This window comes from Streptomyces sp. NPDC002868 (genome assembly GCF_055563295.1).
Genome location: NZ_JBVHDR010000047.1, coordinates 1 through 16,124 on the forward strand (window position 1 = coordinate 1; position 16,124 = coordinate 16,124).

11 protein-coding genes and 4 pseudogenes are annotated in these 16,124 nt (G+C 68.7%); 8 read left to right on the forward strand and 7 right to left on the reverse strand.

Going from position 1 to position 16,124, the window contains the following annotated elements; translation table 11 throughout:
- Positions 1–348 precede the first annotated feature (348 nt).
- Positions 349–885: pseudogene (locus ACZ3H8_RS39580) on the forward strand (transposase); the annotation flags it as partial.
- Between the two features lie 99 nt (positions 886–984).
- On the opposite strand, the gene ACZ3H8_RS39585 reads toward ACZ3H8_RS39580, so the two are convergent.
- Positions 985–1,689, reverse strand: coding sequence for a peptidoglycan recognition protein family protein (locus ACZ3H8_RS39585; RefSeq protein ID WP_467410065.1), 705 nt, complete (start codon positions 1,687–1,689; stop codon positions 985–987).
- Positions 1,690–2,503: 814 nt separating this feature from the next.
- Here ACZ3H8_RS39585 and ACZ3H8_RS39590 point away from each other — a divergent pair.
- Positions 2,504–3,208: a TetR/AcrR family transcriptional regulator gene (locus ACZ3H8_RS39590; protein ID WP_467410066.1), complete on the forward strand. Its 705-nt coding sequence runs from the start codon at positions 2,504–2,506 to the stop codon at positions 3,206–3,208.
- Positions 3,209–3,614: 406 nt separating this feature from the next.
- On the opposite strand, the gene ACZ3H8_RS39595 is transcribed toward ACZ3H8_RS39590, so the two are convergent.
- The 3 genes from ACZ3H8_RS39595 to ACZ3H8_RS39605 all read right to left on the reverse strand — a co-directional run bounded on the left by ACZ3H8_RS39595 (position 3,615) and on the right by ACZ3H8_RS39605 (position 8,364).
- The gene (locus tag ACZ3H8_RS39595; protein ID WP_467410068.1) at positions 3,615–5,258 is read right to left on the reverse strand and encodes a carboxylesterase/lipase family protein; all 1,644 of its coding nucleotides are present in this window, start codon (positions 5,256–5,258) and stop codon (positions 3,615–3,617) included.
- A gap of 86 nt (positions 5,259–5,344) precedes the next feature.
- The gene (locus ACZ3H8_RS39600; RefSeq protein ID WP_467410069.1) at positions 5,345–6,598 is read right to left on the reverse strand and encodes a choice-of-anchor Q domain-containing protein; all 1,254 of its coding nucleotides are present in this window, start codon (positions 6,596–6,598) and stop codon (positions 5,345–5,347) included.
- A 680-nt stretch (positions 6,599–7,278) separates the two neighbouring features.
- Positions 7,279–8,364, reverse strand: coding sequence for a DUF5937 family protein (locus ACZ3H8_RS39605; protein ID WP_467410071.1), 1,086 nt, complete (start codon positions 8,362–8,364; stop codon positions 7,279–7,281).
- A gap of 99 nt (positions 8,365–8,463) precedes the next feature.
- Between ACZ3H8_RS39605 and ACZ3H8_RS39610 the strand changes: the two genes are divergently transcribed.
- Positions 8,464–9,705, forward strand: coding sequence for an MFS transporter (locus ACZ3H8_RS39610; protein ID WP_467410072.1), 1,242 nt, complete (start codon positions 8,464–8,466; stop codon positions 9,703–9,705).
- Here the strand turns inward: ACZ3H8_RS39610 and ACZ3H8_RS39615 are convergent.
- Positions 9,668–10,056: pseudogene (locus tag ACZ3H8_RS39615) on the reverse strand (site-specific integrase); the annotation flags it as partial. The gene ACZ3H8_RS39610 and the pseudogene ACZ3H8_RS39615 sit on opposite strands and share 38 nt — an antisense overlap.
- Positions 10,057–10,221: 165 nt before the next feature.
- Here ACZ3H8_RS39615 and ACZ3H8_RS39620 point away from each other — a divergent pair.
- Entirely contained in the window at positions 10,222–10,467 is a 246-nt protein-coding gene (locus tag ACZ3H8_RS39620) for a hypothetical protein (RefSeq protein ID WP_467410073.1), read from the forward strand.
- Positions 10,468–10,814: 347 nt separating this feature from the next.
- Here ACZ3H8_RS39620 and ACZ3H8_RS39625 read toward each other — a convergent pair whose 3' ends face one another.
- Positions 10,815–11,147, reverse strand: a complete 333-nt coding sequence (locus ACZ3H8_RS39625; protein ID WP_467410074.1) for a hypothetical protein — start codon at positions 11,145–11,147, stop codon at positions 10,815–10,817.
- Positions 11,148–11,332: 185 nt separating this feature from the next.
- Here ACZ3H8_RS39625 and ACZ3H8_RS39630 point away from each other — a divergent pair.
- A pseudogene (locus tag ACZ3H8_RS39630) lies at positions 11,333–12,072 on the forward strand (transposase).
- Here ACZ3H8_RS39630 and ACZ3H8_RS39635 read toward each other — a convergent pair.
- A pseudogene (locus ACZ3H8_RS39635) lies at positions 12,053–12,544 on the reverse strand (IS5 family transposase); the annotation flags it as partial. The pseudogenes ACZ3H8_RS39630 and ACZ3H8_RS39635 overlap by 20 nt on opposite strands.
- A 377-nt stretch (positions 12,545–12,921) precedes the next feature.
- On the opposite strand from ACZ3H8_RS39635, the gene ACZ3H8_RS39640 reads away from it, so the two are divergent.
- The 3 genes from ACZ3H8_RS39640 (at position 12,922) to ACZ3H8_RS39650 (ending at position 15,717) form a co-directional block, all read left to right on the forward strand.
- Entirely contained in the window at positions 12,922–13,434 is a 513-nt protein-coding gene (locus ACZ3H8_RS39640) for a hypothetical protein (protein WP_467410075.1), read from the forward strand.
- Positions 13,435–13,641: 207 nt separating this feature from the next.
- On the forward strand, positions 13,642–14,100 hold the full coding sequence (locus tag ACZ3H8_RS39645; RefSeq protein WP_467410076.1) for a recombinase family protein: 459 nt from the start codon (positions 13,642–13,644) through the stop codon (positions 14,098–14,100).
- A gap of 501 nt (positions 14,101–14,601) precedes the next feature.
- Entirely contained in the window at positions 14,602–15,717 is a 1,116-nt protein-coding gene (locus tag ACZ3H8_RS39650) for an agmatinase family protein (RefSeq protein ID WP_467410077.1), read from the forward strand.
- Positions 15,718–16,124 lie beyond the last annotated feature (407 nt).

Sequence of the window (16,124 nt, forward strand, 5' to 3'; positions counted from 1 at the left end):
AGGACCTCGACAATCCTCATTCTTGCTGGTCAGAGGCGCTTTTCGTTTGTCTGACCACCCGTCGGACACCACGCTTCATGAAAGCGCGAGGCTAGTGCGCCTACTGCCGCACCCAATACAGCCGCGAGTCCTGAGTCCATGGTTGAAGATTGTGCACGTTCACGGCGGGCGTCCACCCAGGTGCAACTACAGGCCGCCAGTGGTGAAGTCCGAGTCGCCGACATCCCCACCCCGCGGGACGGACACCGCGTCAGATCGCAGTTCTGACGCCGCGCGACACTGCTGCCGATCACGGACGTCCGTTGGGACAGGACGGGATGTTCTTGACAAAGCTGAATCCACACAACGCCCTGGCGAACGATCTACCGCTTCGCCCGGCGCTGGGCGGCCACCGGCGTCATCAACCTCATGCGCGACCAGCTCCGCCGGGCAGTACGTCTCAGCAACGGCAACACCCCGCAGGCCGCAGCCGTCTTCATGGACTCCCAGCGCGCGAAGACCTCCGAGACCGTCGGCAAGGACAGCTACGGCTACGACGCCGCGAAGAAAATCAACGGCGGCAAGCGCCACATCGTCGTCGACACCCGCGGCCTGGTTCTGCTCGTCATCGTCACGCCGGCCAATGTCACCGACCGGGACGCCGCCCGCGAAGTCCTCTTCCAGCGCCACCTCAATCACTCCGAAATCGCCACTGTCTGGGCCGACTCGGCTTACGCGGGCACCCCCTCGTGACCTGGGCGAAGACACAACTCGACCTCACAGTCAAGACGGTCCGACGACCACCGAACACCAGCGGCTTCTCGACCTCCCCGCCGTTGGGTCGTAGAGAGGTCGCTGTCCTGGATCATGCGGGCCCGCCGTCATCGCCGCAACCACGAGAGGGTGACCCACCGCCTCACCCGCAAGCCAGCCCGACAGCCGGCCCGCCCGCCAGTCAGCCCAGCCTCGATGCCCGTCGCCGCCTGACCACGAACAACGCCATCGCTAGTCGAAGTAGCCGTTCCCGATGTACGGGTACAGAGAGCCTGGGCACTGGGTGGGGGGATCCCGGTCGACGTCTTTGTGCCCCTTGACATGGCGGCCTTCTACGCGCGCGCCGGCCTGGTCGTAGCGCCGCACCCACTCCATGACCGCCTTGGTCTCCCGCAGCATCACGTCGGTCGGCTTCGGATCGCCGCTGCCGATCAGACCGCAGATCGCATAGTAGCGCTCGTTTGTGTACCGACTGCCGTTGGCTCCCGGCTGGGAGGCGAGCCCACGCCCCACGAAGGTGTACCCGTGGTGGCAGATCAGGTAGTTGTAGGCGATGTCCCAGTACCGCTCGCCCCCGGTGATCGGGGACGGGTGCATGTGCCGGTGCTGGATCAGGCGCACCTGGTAGTAGCAGTCGTCGAACGGAGCCGGGGTGCGACCGGGACTGTGCTCCTCGCGCATCTCCTTCCCGCCCCCGGCGTAGTGCAGGACGATGCCGCCCCACTCCGGCCAGAAGTTGACAGTGTCGGTCTGCGTGGGCGCCGCGGCACGCCACTCTCTGCGGGAGATGAATCTCGGAGCCGGTGCCGCCTTCGGAGCGGCTTCCCTGTCCTTCCCGTCTGGCCCGACGAGGCGCTGCTGTCCCACCTGCTCGATGCGCTGTGCCCACTCCCGCTCGGTTGACGGCCACTCCCGGTGCTCCGGGTACGTCGGCATCCTGCCCCCTCATAGTTGCAACCTGTGGTGTTTCAGCCTGGGTGAACGCCAGACAGCCTGCTGAGGCTGACCACATGGGCACAAGGGCTTTGGGCTGTCCCGGACACGACGCCACTGTCCGAGCTGGTCAACGCGTTGTCCGGGACAACACGCGGTCCACGCCACCTGCGTGACGGAGCATCTCTCTGGGGAACAGCGCGCCGTCGGATTAGCGGAGTGTGGCCGCCCGCACGGTCCGTTCACTCGCGGCTACGAGCTTGAAGTCGATGTTTGGGGCGAGCGGTTCGATGACGCTGCTGAGCCTTCTGGCAGACCTCGTCCAGAGTCTCGGTGCCCCAGCCGGCCGCTCGGCTCATCCCGAGGGTTCGTCAGCACATACATCTGCGGGGCCAGGCTGCCGATCAGCTGACTGAGCTTCAGGATCGCCTCGACGTGCGTCAGGGTGGCGCTTGGCGCTCGATCAGCAGGCGCCAGGTTCCTCCGTCTGTACTGGGAAAGCCTGTCGCAGACTGATCAGCTCGATCCCACGCGGCCGAAGCGACCGCAGCGCGGCGGAGTACGCGGTGGTCTGTCCAGTGGCATCGGCGAGATCAGGCAACAACGGTGCCCCGGCCTGCCCGACCACCCCCGTTCCGTCGGCGGATACGACGAACTTGGGACGTGAACCGACTGGCCTGCACGCAGAAAGTGCCTTCCTCTGGTGACGACAGGCCCCCTCGACAAGACTCATCGTCCCAGCGCAGAAGGCACTTTCACGTTCCCGCTCAAAACCCGACCTCACACCAAATGAAACGGCGAGGCTAGAGTCGGTCGCATGACGGAGGCACCTGGCCATGACCGCGGCATGCGGTCACGCGACGCGATCCTCGACACCGCCACCGAGCTGATGTCGCGGCACGGCTACGCCGCCTCGTCCATTTCGATGATCTCCGCCGCATGCGGCCTCCCCGCCAGCTCCATCTACTGGCACTTCGGCAGCAAGGACGGCATCTACGTCGCGGTGCTCGAACGCGCCAGAATTACCTTGCTGGCAGCCCTGCCACCGGTCGAGGTACCCGGCGCGGACGTTGCACAACGGCTGAACAACTTCCTCGAAGCGGTCCGAGACGGATTCCAACGCCACCCGCACGGCCTGAAGCTGCTGCTCGGGCTGGGCATGTTGCAGCAGAACGCCAGCAGGGCGGCCGTGGCCGAGCTGCACCACTACCGAGACGCCCTGGTTGCATGGGCCCAGGACTCCCTGAGTGTCGTCTTCGACCTGCGCGACCGCCCGGAGGTGTCGGACGAACTTGCCCGCTTCACCCTCAGAGCTGCGAGTGGAACCGCCGTTGCCCGTTGGTTCGAACCAACCACTGACTTGGAGACAGAGCCGCTGCACGTCGCGTTGATGGCCTTGGCGGCCCACCACGGCGTTCCCCTGGGAAAGGCATCCGCGGCAGCCCCGCGTCCCGGAAGTGTCGCGAACCGGTCGGTCGCCGCCAGACAGACGAGGCCGCCCCGCACTGCCGGGCACGCCTGACCGCGGCCGAGTGAGACGCCTGGCCGCAAGATGGCCGCCGGTGGCGATGACGTGGGCCGACCGCAGCCGGCGGGTGAGCTACCCGCGCCAGTTGGGCGGGGGTGAGCGTTCGTGAGGCGGCACGGCGCGCGGGCGAAGGCAACCATCGCGGCCAGGCGGTCCCGCTGTCGGCACGCCCGGCGCCCGTCCCGGACGAGCGTGAACGTGGAAGTCATCACACCCTCCTTCCGCCGTGCTTGCCCTGCGCAGGACGGATCACGGTTGAGCCCCGACTCGGTGGCCTGCCGGGGACGGGGCATGGGCCCCGCTCGGGGGCCGGGACGGCGGCCTCACCGTACGGGGGAGGCCGCCGAAGGGGCCCGTCGGAGCGGAAGTGGACCCGCTCCATCGAGCGACGAGGCGCCCGTCAGGAGGTGCCGGAGGGCTGCCAGAACGTGCAGCGGTGGTCGGCAGCGAAACCGGTGGTGGGAGCGGTCCGGTCCGGGGCCAGCACCTGGATGCGGTCGCGGTCGGCAGCGTATCGCGGCCAGATGGCCGCTCCCGGCCCGTTGGGGTTGCCGGTGGCGGCGAACCTGACCCAGTAGCCGGCCATCGTGGCGGACAGCCGGCGCTGGGCGGGAGTCAGTAGTGGCAGAGCGTTCATCGGGAACAGGTAAGCCAGTTCCGAAGCGTGGAACGCGCCCTGCGGGGTGTGTGGCGCGGGGATGAACGGCGGCGCCTGGGGATCGTTGAACTCGTAGGCGTAGACGGGCACCCGGCCGCTGTACAGGCGGCTGTCCGCTCTCGCCGGGCAGGCGAACCGCTGGTCGGTGCCGACGGCGGAATAGGCCAGGTTGGGGGACGGGTACGCGGAGGCCGGGTACGTGTCGAGGACGGCGGCCGCCCGGTCGGGATGCTGCAGTCTGATCAAGGCGGCGTACGTCTGGGGCGTGAGCGGCCCGCCGCCGAGCAGGTCCACATACAGCGCTGTGAAGTACCGGTACTCGTCGTGGGTGCTGCCGCTCAGTGTCGGGACTGCGTTCACCCGCCCCGCAGCCCACGCCTTGTCCGGCGAGACCGGAAGGATGCTCGGCCCGGTATTGGCTCCCCACAAGGGTGGGGCGGCCCCGGGGGCGCCGCGGATGAGCTCGGTGGTGGGTACGGCACGCAGGCAGGCAGGGGCGGTCGACGGGGCGGTGCAGCCGACCGAGGCCGCGAAGCTCTGCCCCTTCATCTCGGCCGCGGCCAGGGTGAGCGGGGTGAGAGCGCCCTGGGATACGCAGCTGCCGCTCTGCTGGACGGCCCGGTGGAACAGGCCCTTCGCCGTCGGCGAGGTGATGTGGAGGCAGGTGTCGACGGATCCGGCGGACTGGCCGGCGAGGGTGACCCTGGTCCGGTCGCCGCCGAACGCTCCGATGTTGCTCCGTACCCAGCGCAGCGCGGCTTGCTGGTCCATCAGGCCGTAGTCACCCGAGGCATGGTCCGCGCTCTCGGCCGACAGGGCGGGGTGGGAGAGAAACCCGAGTGCTCCGAGGCGGTAGTTGACCGTGACCACGACCACGCCCCGCGCGGCCAGCGCCGCGCCGTTGTAGTCGCTTCCGGCGCCGTAGGCGTTGCCGCCGCCGTGCAACCACACCAGCACTGGCAGGGTCCTGTTGCCGGTCCGGGCCGGGGTCCACACATTGAGGTATAGGCAGTCCTCCGAGGTGCTGCCGGTCCGGTTGGAGTCGCCTGGCAGGACCGGTCCGCCATCCGGGAGGAGCGTCAGCGGTAATTGGGGGCAGGGGCTGGCCGGTGCGCTGGCGTCCCGTACGCCGGACCACGGTGCGGCCGGCTGGGGCGGGCGCCAGCGCAACTCCCCGGTCGGGGCGGCGGCGAAGGGGATGCCCTGGAAGACCCGGCCGCCGTCGGGACCGGCGGCGCCGCGCACCGTGCCGTGCGTGGTGCGGACGACCAGAGGGTCGTGTCCGGAGTCGGCGGAGGCTGCCGGGGGTGCCGTGATCGAAAGCAGCAGTGCCGCGACGGCGGTCGCGGCGCGGGTCGCGGTACGGCGCACGCTGCGGGATCTCATCGGTCTCCTTCTGTTTCCTTCGGTGGCGGACGCGGGCACACGGTGGGTGCCTGTCTGGTGCTGCCGTCGCAGCAGGGTTGCCGGTGTCACTGCGTGTGTTCGTAGGCGCCGATGTCGCAGGCGGCGCCTTGGGGACGGGGGACGCCGCGCTGGTCGGTAGCGGGGCAGTGGGCGGCCGCGTCGAGGCCAGGGCTGCCGGGCAGCAGCGCATTGGTGTCTGTGGGCCCGCCGTTGTCGGCGAGAGGTCCGACCAGCGGCGTACGGCTTGGCAGGTCGCCCGCGGCGGTGAGGTGGCAACTGCCGTCGCTGTCGATGTTGTGGCCATGCGATTCGATGTCGGCGAAGACCTTCTTGCAGTCACCGGACGCGTCCTGGCTGGTGTTGCCTGCCACGATCGAGTTCTGCAGGGTGAGATGTCCCAGTGGCAGATCGATGATGTCGGTGATCGGCGAGGGCAGGCTGTCCAGGTAGGCGGGCGCGATGTTGATTCCGCCGCCGCCGTCGGTCGAGCTGTTGCCGGTGATGGTCGAGTTGAGGATCTTCACGGGCCCCAGGCCACGGATGTCCACGCCCCCGCCGTAGCCGCCGAGGCTGCCGGGACGGCCGCCGGGATCGATCACCCGGTTGTCGGCGATCGTCGAGTTGACCACTGTGCCGCTGTCGTCGAACCTGATTCCCCCGGCCTCCCCCGCGACGTTCCCGCTGACGGTGCTGTCGATCAGGTCCAGGTGCGAATCCGGGGTGTTGAAGATGCCGCCTCCGTATCCGGCGGAGTTCCCGGTCACGGCAACCCGCCTCAGGGTCATGTTCTTGTCGTTGGCGATGCCGCCGCCACCGGTGTCGGTGATGGGCACTTCGCGCTGCCTGGCGACTCCTCCGGTGACCGTGAGGTCGGACAGCCAGGTGTTCGCCCGCATGCGGAAGGCCCGGTCGATGCGGTTGGCGTCGATGATGGCGGTACGCGTGCCAGCGCCCCTGATCGTGGTCGGCGCGTTGACGTTCAAGTCACCGGTGCTCGGGTCGGGGTGCGATCCGATGACCAACAGGGGGTTGGGCGGAATGGTCAACCGGTACCGGCCGGCGGGCAGCGTGATCGTGCTGCCCGGCCGGGAGTTGGCGGCCATCACCGCCGCGCGGAGACTGCACCCACCGGCCGCGGTGCGGCAGACGCCGTCCGACGGGTCCGCGTCCACCGCGTCGGAGGTGATGTCCACGGTGAACTCAGTCGGCCCGGCGGCCTTGGCCGCGGCAGAGACGGAGGCGGAGGCGGAGGCGGCCAAGTTCGCCGCCGTGACGAGTACAACGACGGCGAGTGCCCCTGGGGTGGCTCGGTTTCTCATCTGGTGAACTCCTGTCCGCGAAGGAATGCTGACTGGTGTTCCGACCGGCAATGTCTGCCGGGGTTTCACGACCTGCCGGGATCGCCCCGAGGCCGGTCTGGGCTGCGGGGTGAGGAGCCGTGGAGAAGGGAAGAGCGGACGAACGCAATCGCCACCGCCGAGTGCGGGAGCGAAGAACCATTTCGGCTCGCCGACGGCCCCGCCGGGCACCGCTGCGCACCACGGCTCAAGCCCACCTGGTGTCACACCGAACTGCCCGTCAAAGCCGTCCCCTGCACAGGCAGGACGACGCGTTCTCGGCGACAACCCTGCCTCTCTGTAGTGAGCGTTCCATTCACAGTCGGAGCTGTCTACAGAACTGACAGGGAAACAGCGGCCGTGGCCCGAAGTCGTATTGATCGGCCCTCGGACGACCGGGGAGGTGCGAAGCGCGGACGAACAGCGAGTTCGTGCTGCCGTTCGCGCGCGCATGCGCGCGAGCGCGGCACAGCGGCCCCGGACCGTTGGCGGCAGATACGTAGCCGCCGGAGAAGCGCACCCATCGCAGCTACGGCCGCGAGGAACACCAACGCAGGCCCCATCGCGGAGGTGAAGGCATCGCCGGTCCAGCGTGGTCCGTCGCCGGGCGGCCCATGGCGGCGGCCGGTGCTGTTGCCCGCGTTCTGGCAGACCGAAGCTACTCAGCGCAGTACGGCTGCCAGCAGGTCGGCGCCCAGCGCCGTCAGATCGGGCAGATTGATGGTGTAACGGACGTAACGACCGTACCGCCGGGCCGTGAGCAGGCCCGCGCGGCGCAGGACAGCGAGGTGGCGGGAAACCTCCGGGGGTGAAAGTTCCCAAGCGTGGGCCAGCTCACCGGTGGTGTGCGGGCCGCGGGCCAGGGTGCGCAGCAGCCGCAGCCGTACCGGATGTGCGAGTGCCTCCAGCCGTAGCGTGACCGTTTCCAGCGATACCGGCTCTGATGGACTCGGCTCGGCCACGGGGTACTGCACCACCGGCTGCCACCCGGGCGCATGGACCGCCACCAGGTGCGGGCTGCCGAAGACACTGGGGATGAAGGTGACCCCGGTGCCGTGGGCGGCGGTCACCTTGTCCTGCAGCTTGTCCACGATGATGCAGTCGCCGTCCGGTGCCAGGGTGACTGCGTCGGAGACCGATGCGAGTGCCGCCCCAATGCCCTGGCGCTTCCGCAGGTCGTTCTTCAGTCGCAGGTCGGTGGCGAGCTGCACGGCGACGCCCGCCCAGGCGGTGTCGAAGAAGGCCTCGGCGCACTGTTCGAGGGTGTGGCGCACCCGCGCCCGCACAGCGGCCGGGTCCGCGAGCAGCCGTTCCGCGAAGGCCTCTTGCAGCGGGCCGCGGGCCTGTGCCAGGTCCAGGGCCCGCTCGCGCGCAGTCGCGTCGGTGAGCGGCGACGGCGCGGCAAAGTGGACCCGGTTGCTGCCGCACGTGATGACGAGCGCGGCGGTCACATACGTTTCGTCGTCGATCCGGTCCACGTCGTCCAACTCCTCGGCGAGGGTCGGCCGAGGTCGGGCGGGGACCAGGAAGTCGGCTTGTGAGGAACGCCAGAGGAACTCCGCCTCCCGCAACCGCTTGGCTAGCTCCGGCCGCAGCCCGGCCCAGACATCCCCGGCCCAGCTGGCGAGCTGCGGATGATGCCCAGGTTCGGCCAGCACGTGCAGCATCGCGGTCAGCTCGGCCAGCGGGGAGGCGGCGAACCGCAATCGCTCGGACGGCAGGCCGCTGATGTCGATCCTCAACGTCACCCCCTCAGCATCCCTGACCGGATGGCCGGCGACGGCGTCGATTGACGGTGTCCGTCAACCGACGTACCCAGCCCTGCGGCCGAACGCCCCGTTGACGCCATGGCAACCACCACCAAGATCCAGCCCCGCGCCCTCGTCCGTGCCTCCGGAGGCCCCCGCTATGCCGTCGCCCTGGCCGTGGACGCGCTCGGCACCGGCCTGCTGCGGCCCTTTCTGCTGCTCTACGGGGTGACGGTGCTGAGGCTGTCCGCGCCGGTCACCGGCATCGCCATGACGGTCGGCGTCGTCGTGGGTCTGGTGTGCATGCCCGCGGTGGGCCGATGGCTGGACCGGGGCGCACGCAGCACGGTCGTGGCAGCGTCGATGCTGGTGCGGGTGCTGGGCGTGGCGCTGCTGCTGGCCACCCCGGCGGGGCACGTCTGGCTGCTCGCGACGGCGGCGCTCTTCCTCGGCATCGGCAACCAGGCATGGCCGGCCGCCCACGCAGCTCTCGTGGCCACGGTCGCCCACGGCCGGGAACGCGACACCGCTCTCGCGGGAGGCCGCGCCCTGCGCAACGCCGGCATGGGCGCGGGCGCGCTCCTCGCCACCGCATGCCTGGCGGGCGGCACCACCGCATTGCAGGCGCTGGCAGCCGTCACCGGGCTTGCCTATCTCACTGCGGCGGCCTTGGCGTGGTCGGTCCACCTACACGCGCATCCGGCCGCTACCCCGGCCAAGGACAGGGACGACCGGCCCACACCCCGGATGCGCGCGCTGCTGGCCGCCAACGTGGTCTACGCCTTCTGCCTCAACGTCCCCGAAATCGCGCTCCCTCTGGTCCTGGTGACACAGTTGCACGCATCCCCGGTGTGGTCGGCAGCCATCTTCGTGGCCAACACGGTGCTGGTGGTCACCCTGCAGGTTCCGGTCACCGTCCTGATGTCCCGCTTCTCCCGGCGGACCGTGCTGGCTCTCGCCGGCGTGGGACTCACCGCGTCCTACCTCGGCTTCCTCGCGGCCACCTCACTGGGACACGGCTGGGGTGCCCCGGCCGTCGCCACGGTGTCCGTGGTCTGCACTATCGGCGAGATCATCTATGCCGGCAGCGCAACCGCGCTCCTCACCGCCCTCGCCCCGGCCCATGTCCTGGGACGCGCCCTCGCCCGCTTCGAGCTCTCCACGGGCTTCGGCCTCGCCGTCTCCCCGGCGGTCATCACCTCTCTCGCACCCCACGGCTCGGCCGCTCTCTGGGGCAGCCTTGCCGCTGCGACGCTCCTCTCCGCCTCCGCCGTTGCCACCGAGAAGGATCAAGGAACGCGGCTCAGCGGTTGCTGCCGCCGGGCGCGAGCAGGCTCGTGAGCTCGGCAATCGCCTCTGGCGACGGTTTGAAGTGGCGGCGGACGTTCTCCGGCTTCTTGTGTCGGGACTTCGCCATCGGCATCAACAGGGACGCGCCCTGCTCGCCGAGGTGGGTCAGCGAGGAGTGGCGGTACTCGTGCAGCTCCCAGCCTGTGCCCGGCCCCCGAAGGGCGGTGTGCTCGTCCAGCAGGGCGCGCGCCTGGCCGTAGGAGAGCCGGGCTAGCCCGGTGTCCGGGCAGACGTCGCGCGGGTGACGACCTTGCCGGGCCCCGGGCGGCGGTGGGTGACGAACACCGGGCCGCAGGTGCGGCCCTTGAGCAGCCGCGGCAGCAGCCGGGCAGTACCGGCATCGCCAGCGGCCGGCCTGACCGAACCGCTCGGCGGTCTTGCCCACCCCGATCCCGTAGTTCCGGACCGTGATCGCGTTGCCCAGCGAGTCCAGGAAGACGTCGGCCGCCGCCCGGACGGTCGAGTACCCGCTGTGGAAGCGCTCCTGGATTCCGGTGTGCTCGTTCAATGCCCACGACACTCTCTGGCCTCGGCCTCGACATCGAAACAGGGATGATCTGTCGCTGGGGGGAGTTCGGTGAGCGTCGGCCTGAGTTCGATTCGTTGACCACGTTCCTGGAGGAGATGGCGGACGCTCTTGAGGCACCCTCGGTTGCACATCCTGCCAAGCCCGGACTGGTGAACGGTGGTCTGGTGTGGGGACCGCCGGTTGATCCTGACCTGGAGGCGCTGTGGGTGCCGTTCGCCGGGTGAACACAAGTGGGGACCGGCCCGGGCCGACGGAGCCTTGGCCTGGGTGGTGAAGGTGCCGGTGAACGACCGGGTGGTCGCTGGCCTTCGGTGGTGCGGTGAGCAGCCCGTAGCTGGCGATCTGCTGCTCGGTGACCGCCAGGCGCTCGAAGGCGACCTCGGTGCCCGGGGCGTCGACGGCAGCAAACGCGGTGAGCGCCCTCAACTCGCTGCCAGCCATGTCCACCTTTCACGTGCCCGGCGGCTTGAGCTTCTCCGGGGAGTACACCCAACGCCCTCCACCAGGCCTGGCGATGGTTTCAGCACGCATGGCCGCCGTGATGCTGGGCATCACGGCGGCCATGGCGTCATCACGGCACCGTGAACCAGCAGACGTCACCGGAGTCGGGCAACCGGGAATGCGGCTGAACCTCTGCCGCGATCCGCGCCAGGACCTCGGCTTTCTCCATGTGCCACGGCAGGAAAGGCTCCCGCGTCGACTCCGTCAGATCGCCCGCTCGCGCTCCAGCGTCATACAGATCGCCGACGATCCGCAGGAGCAACGTCAGCTGCTCCTGGAACGAGGCGCCGCGTCCGAGGAGGCTGCCCACGGACCCGCTAATGACCGAGAAACCGAGCCAGTCGTCGTGAGCGTACTGGATCAGATACTCCAGCTCGCGGCAGTATGCGTCCTGGTTCACCATGGCTCAGTTCCCATGCTGCGGGATATGGAATCGCTTCATATCCAGACCGTCCACGCCGTTGTAGTCAATGAGCTCTTTCAGTGTGGCCACCGATCGGGTGACGCCACCGGGGTGCGCAACGCACGAGGCTCCCGTGCCGTTGGGGGAGGTGTTCGAAGTCTCAACCCACAGGCACAGGAGCCGCGTTGGTTCCATATTCTGCCGCACTCGACCTGCCTCACGCCCTGGTCGAGTGGGTCACGATGCTCATCGTCACCCGCGAGGGTGACCGCCGTTGCAAGCTCCCGCCGCACCAGCGTGCGCTCGTCGGCCTGACGTACCTGCGCAAGCACGACACGCTCGCCCAGATCGCCGTCGGCTTCGGCGTCTCGGTGGGCACCGCTCACGCCTACACCACCGCGATGATCAGCCTGCTTGCCGAGCAAGCACCGGGCCTGCTCAAGGTGCTGCGAGAGACCGAACCCGACTACGTCCTGCTCGACGGCACCCTCGCCGAGTGCGACCGGGTCGGCGACGGCCGGGCCGACTACTCCCACAAGCACCGCCGACATGGCGTGAACGTGCAGCTGGTGACCGACCCTTGTGGCCGACTGCTGTGGATCTCACCGGCACTGCCCGGCCGCGCACACGACCTGACCGCGGCCCGCACCCACCGGATCATCAGGATCTGCGCACGCCAGGCGTCCCGGTCCTCGCCGACCGCGCCTACATGGGAGCCGGCCCGTGGGTGACGACACCCCTCAGACGCCCGCCGGGGCGCGACCTCACACCCACCCAGCAAACCGCCAACCGTGCACTGTCCGCGGCCCGGGCACCGGTCGAGCGTGGCGTCGCACGGCTCAAGTCGTGGCGGATCTTCTGCAAGGCGCGATGCAGCCCAAATCGAATATCGTCAATCGCCGCCGCCGGACACTGGCCGCGGTGACCAGCACCGCGAGCAGCAGGCCGAGCGTGTCGGTGACGATGCTCCGCCTGCGGCCCACGATCTTCTTCCCGGCATCCGTGCCCTGGCTGGAGATCGGGACGCTGGTGGAGGTCTTGACGCTCTGCGCGTCGATGACGCAGGCCGACGGCGTGGCGTTTCGCCCTTCCCTCTGCCGCACCAACTCCCGCAGCAGGCCGGTGAGCTGGGCGAACACCCCGCCCTTCTCCCATTTCGCGAAGTACCCGTAGACCGTCTCCCACGGTGGGAAGTCGTGCGGGAGGTAGCGCCACTGGACTCCGGTGCGGTCGACGTACAAGATCGCGTCCATGATCTCGCGCAGGTCATGCTCGGGCGGCCGCCCGATATCCAGACCCCGGCCACGGCGCTCTTCACGCCAGGCGGACAAGACCGGCTCGATCAACTCCCAGCGGGCATCGGACAGATCACTCGGATACGCACGTCGTCCAGTCATGCCCTGGACGTACCGCCCGGCGGCGAGTGCGCCCAGGCGCGCAGTAACAGCAGCCGAGGCGGACTCCGCGCAACGGTACGTCCTGGGATGAGACAGGCGCATGCTGCATCCCACCCCAGCTGTCACCCCACCCGGCCATCGAGACTCAACCGCACCGGCAGCCTCACCGGCACGGCAGACCCACACAGCAGCAACCGGAACCTAACAGGCCATTAGGGATGAAAACAACCTCTCAGACTGTCCCCGCATCCTGCCGTAATACCAGACCAATCCGACGGGGCTGACCGGCTGCGTTCGATGCAGCGATGCGGCACCCGTGAGCCGGGCAGCTGAGACGACAGTGCCCAGGTGGTGGCCGTGGCTGCCACCATGGCGGCATGACCATCGACCTGCTTCCTGCGACGGGCGTACGGCTGCCCGGCCCGCTGCCCGAACTGGTCTTCGGCATGTCCGAGCAGTACGCCCGTCGCGTCCTGGCGCCGCATGCGGCGCTGTCGGATGCTTTCGTCTGCGGGACCGATTGGGCGGTTGGTTTCGACGTGCCCGGATGTTCGATCACCCTGTCGGCCTCCGACGGAGGCGGCCTTTCGATCATTTCGCTGTCGCGGCGGCCGGTCGACGAGCGAGTGGCATGCCCGGTTGCGTTCCAGGGCGTCGACGTCTTCGGGTGGCCGGCAGCCGAGATCATCGAGGCGCTTCACGAGCAAGGCGAGATGGTACAGGAGCGTCACTCCGGCACCGTGTGGATCGGCAACCTGCACCTCTCATCTGCTCCCGGCCCCCGAACGACGGCTTCCACGAGGAAGAAGCCGCGCTCAGCGCCGCCGTACGTGTTCGACTTCGCCTGCCTATACGAGCCGGGCATGCTGTCACGAGACCACCGACGGTAAGGGCACCTCAGAACGACTCCCTGGCCGCGGATCACGAGCCCGATACGCTCTGTCCAGCGTCACAGGTATGCCACCTTCTGTGACACCGCAGGTCAGGACCCTGGTGGCCCTCGTGAGGCGCCATTATGTCCCTATGAGGCTTGTGGGGTACATCCGCGTCAGCCCCGAGCGCCAACTCGACGGGTACGGACTCGACGTCCAAGAGAAGTGCACCGCTGGTGCCGCGAGGCAGGCCACCGGCTCGGGCGCACCATCTACCGGGACGAGGGACGCTCCGGGACCCTGGAGAGCGCCGACCGCCCCGGTCTGGCCGATGCGCTGACCGAGATCGAGGGCGGTACGGCGGACGGCATCATCGCCCCGACGCTCGACAGGTTCGCCCGCACCCTCGTTGTTCAGGAGGCGATCCTGGCGCAGATCTGGAAGCACGGCGGCCGCGCCTTCACCACGGACACCGGAGAGGTACACCCAGACGACCCGGACGACCCGATGCGCACCGCCCATGCGGCAGATGATGGGCATCTTCGCTCAGTTGGAACGGTCGATGATCGCCGCCCGGCTCCGCCATGGCCGTCGAGAGAAGGCGAACGAGGGAGGGTACGCCTACGGCGCCCCGCCCTACGGCTGGCGAGCCCACCAGAAGGAACTCACCCCGGAGGAGCCTGAGCAGGCCGGCCGGTCTTGCGGACCGTCTCGACCAGCAGCACACCACCGGACTGCGAGACCACACCTCGACCACTGCCCTCGATACGGACACGCGGGTAGGACCCGATACTCCTCTTCACCTGCGGAGTGCTTCTTTCGTGCGACGACCTGGACCCTGGAGAAGCCCCATCGCTGCAGGTCAGGGGAACTCTTCACATTTCTGATCACCCCTCGGACGCCCGGCCACGTGAACGCGCGAGGCTAGTAGGAAGGGGACCTGTCCGACGTCAGACGCTTTCCTGGGCCTGTCGGGCCGGGAGAGGGAGAACCAGCAGCGCGACCCAGATGCCCTGTCGTGACCTCCAACCCCCCTGAGCACCAGTCCGAACGACTGACTGTTGCGGTCTGTCTCGCCAAGGTGCGATGCGAATCACCACAGGTCGGGTTGAGTGGCGGCTGTGTGGCCAGCCCGGCGCTATCCGTACCAGGCGGCTGTCCGGACGGGATCGAAAGGAACCGCTCATGGAAGGTGTACCTCCGGATGCCTGGAAATGGGAACTCGACCGTACGTCCGACCCGAGGCGCGAGCCCGGGCCGATCAACCTGCAGCGGTATGCGTTCGTACCGGCTTACGCCGGGATCGCCACGTTCTTCGGGCTGCCGCTGTGCCTCAACCCGGACGACCTGCGTGCGGGCCACGTCGATGTGGCAGTCGTCGGGGCCCCGGTGGACATGTCGACCGGGCACCGCGGGGCAGCCTACGGTCCGCGCGCGATCAGGGCCGATGAGCGGATTCTGCCCAACACTCCGCAGATGCTGGTCAATCCCAGCACCCGCATCAAACCGTTCGAGGAGTTGACGGTGGTCGACTACGGCGATGCCGCGGTGGACCCTTTCAGTATCGACAACTCCATGGAACCGATCCGCGCTCTGGTCCGCGAGATCGCCGGAACCGGCGCGATCCCGATCGTGCTCGGCGGGGACCACTCGATCCTGTGGCCGGATGCCGCGGCCGTGGCCGACGTGTATGGGGCGGGCAAGGTCGGCGTGATCCACTTCGACGCCCATCCGGACTGCTCCCACGACCTGTTCGGCCATCCCACCTCGCACGCCACACCGATCCGCCGGCTGATCGAGGACGAGCATGTCCCCGGACGCAACTTCATCCAGATCGGTCTGCGCAGCGCGATCGCGCCCGACGACGAACTGTTCGACTGGATGCGCGAGCACGGACTGCGGGCGCACTTCATGGCCGAGATCGACCGGCGCGGATTCGACGTGGTCCTCCAACAGGCCATCGACGAGGCGCTGGACGGGCCGGAGTATCTGTTCGTGTCGCTGGACATTGATGTGCTGGACCCGGCCTTCGCGCCCGGCACCGGCACACCCGAGCCACCCGGCCTGACCAACCGCGAACTGCTGCCGGCCATCCGCCGGATCTGTCACGAGACGCCAGTCGTGGGCATGGACATCGTCGAGGTCGCACCCCACCTCGATCCCGGCTACACCACCACAATGAACGCCCGGCGAGCCATCTTCGAGGCGCTGACCGGGATCGCCATGCGTCGCAAAGGTCTGCCCGGTCCCTCCTATTTGGACCCGGCGGTCGCCGGACCGCCGCCCGGGCAGCAGACATAGCCAGCCATCACCTCGAACGGCAAGCTGATGTGGAACAGCCCCCCGCCCTAGCTCCCGCGCTCTTGACCTTCCGGCCGAGCTGAGGGCGCTTCAACGCGCTCCCCATCGCGGTTCCCGGCCAGGTTGACCAGCACGCGGTCGCTGACACTCTCGGCGCCAGGATCACGGCTCATCCCTGCCCACGGCACGGGCAGACGGGTACAGGCCGATACGCTTCTTTCACCTGAGGGGTGCTTCTCCCCAAACGGCGTTCAGGGCCCTAGAGAAGCCTATCGTCCCGGGTCAGAGGCGGTCCTCGCGTCTACGGCCCTCCCCCGGACACCTAGTGTCCTGCGGCGGAGATCCGTCGGCAGAAACGGGCGAGGGAGTCGAGGATCTCCTCGGCTGTCTTGGTCCAGATGAACGGC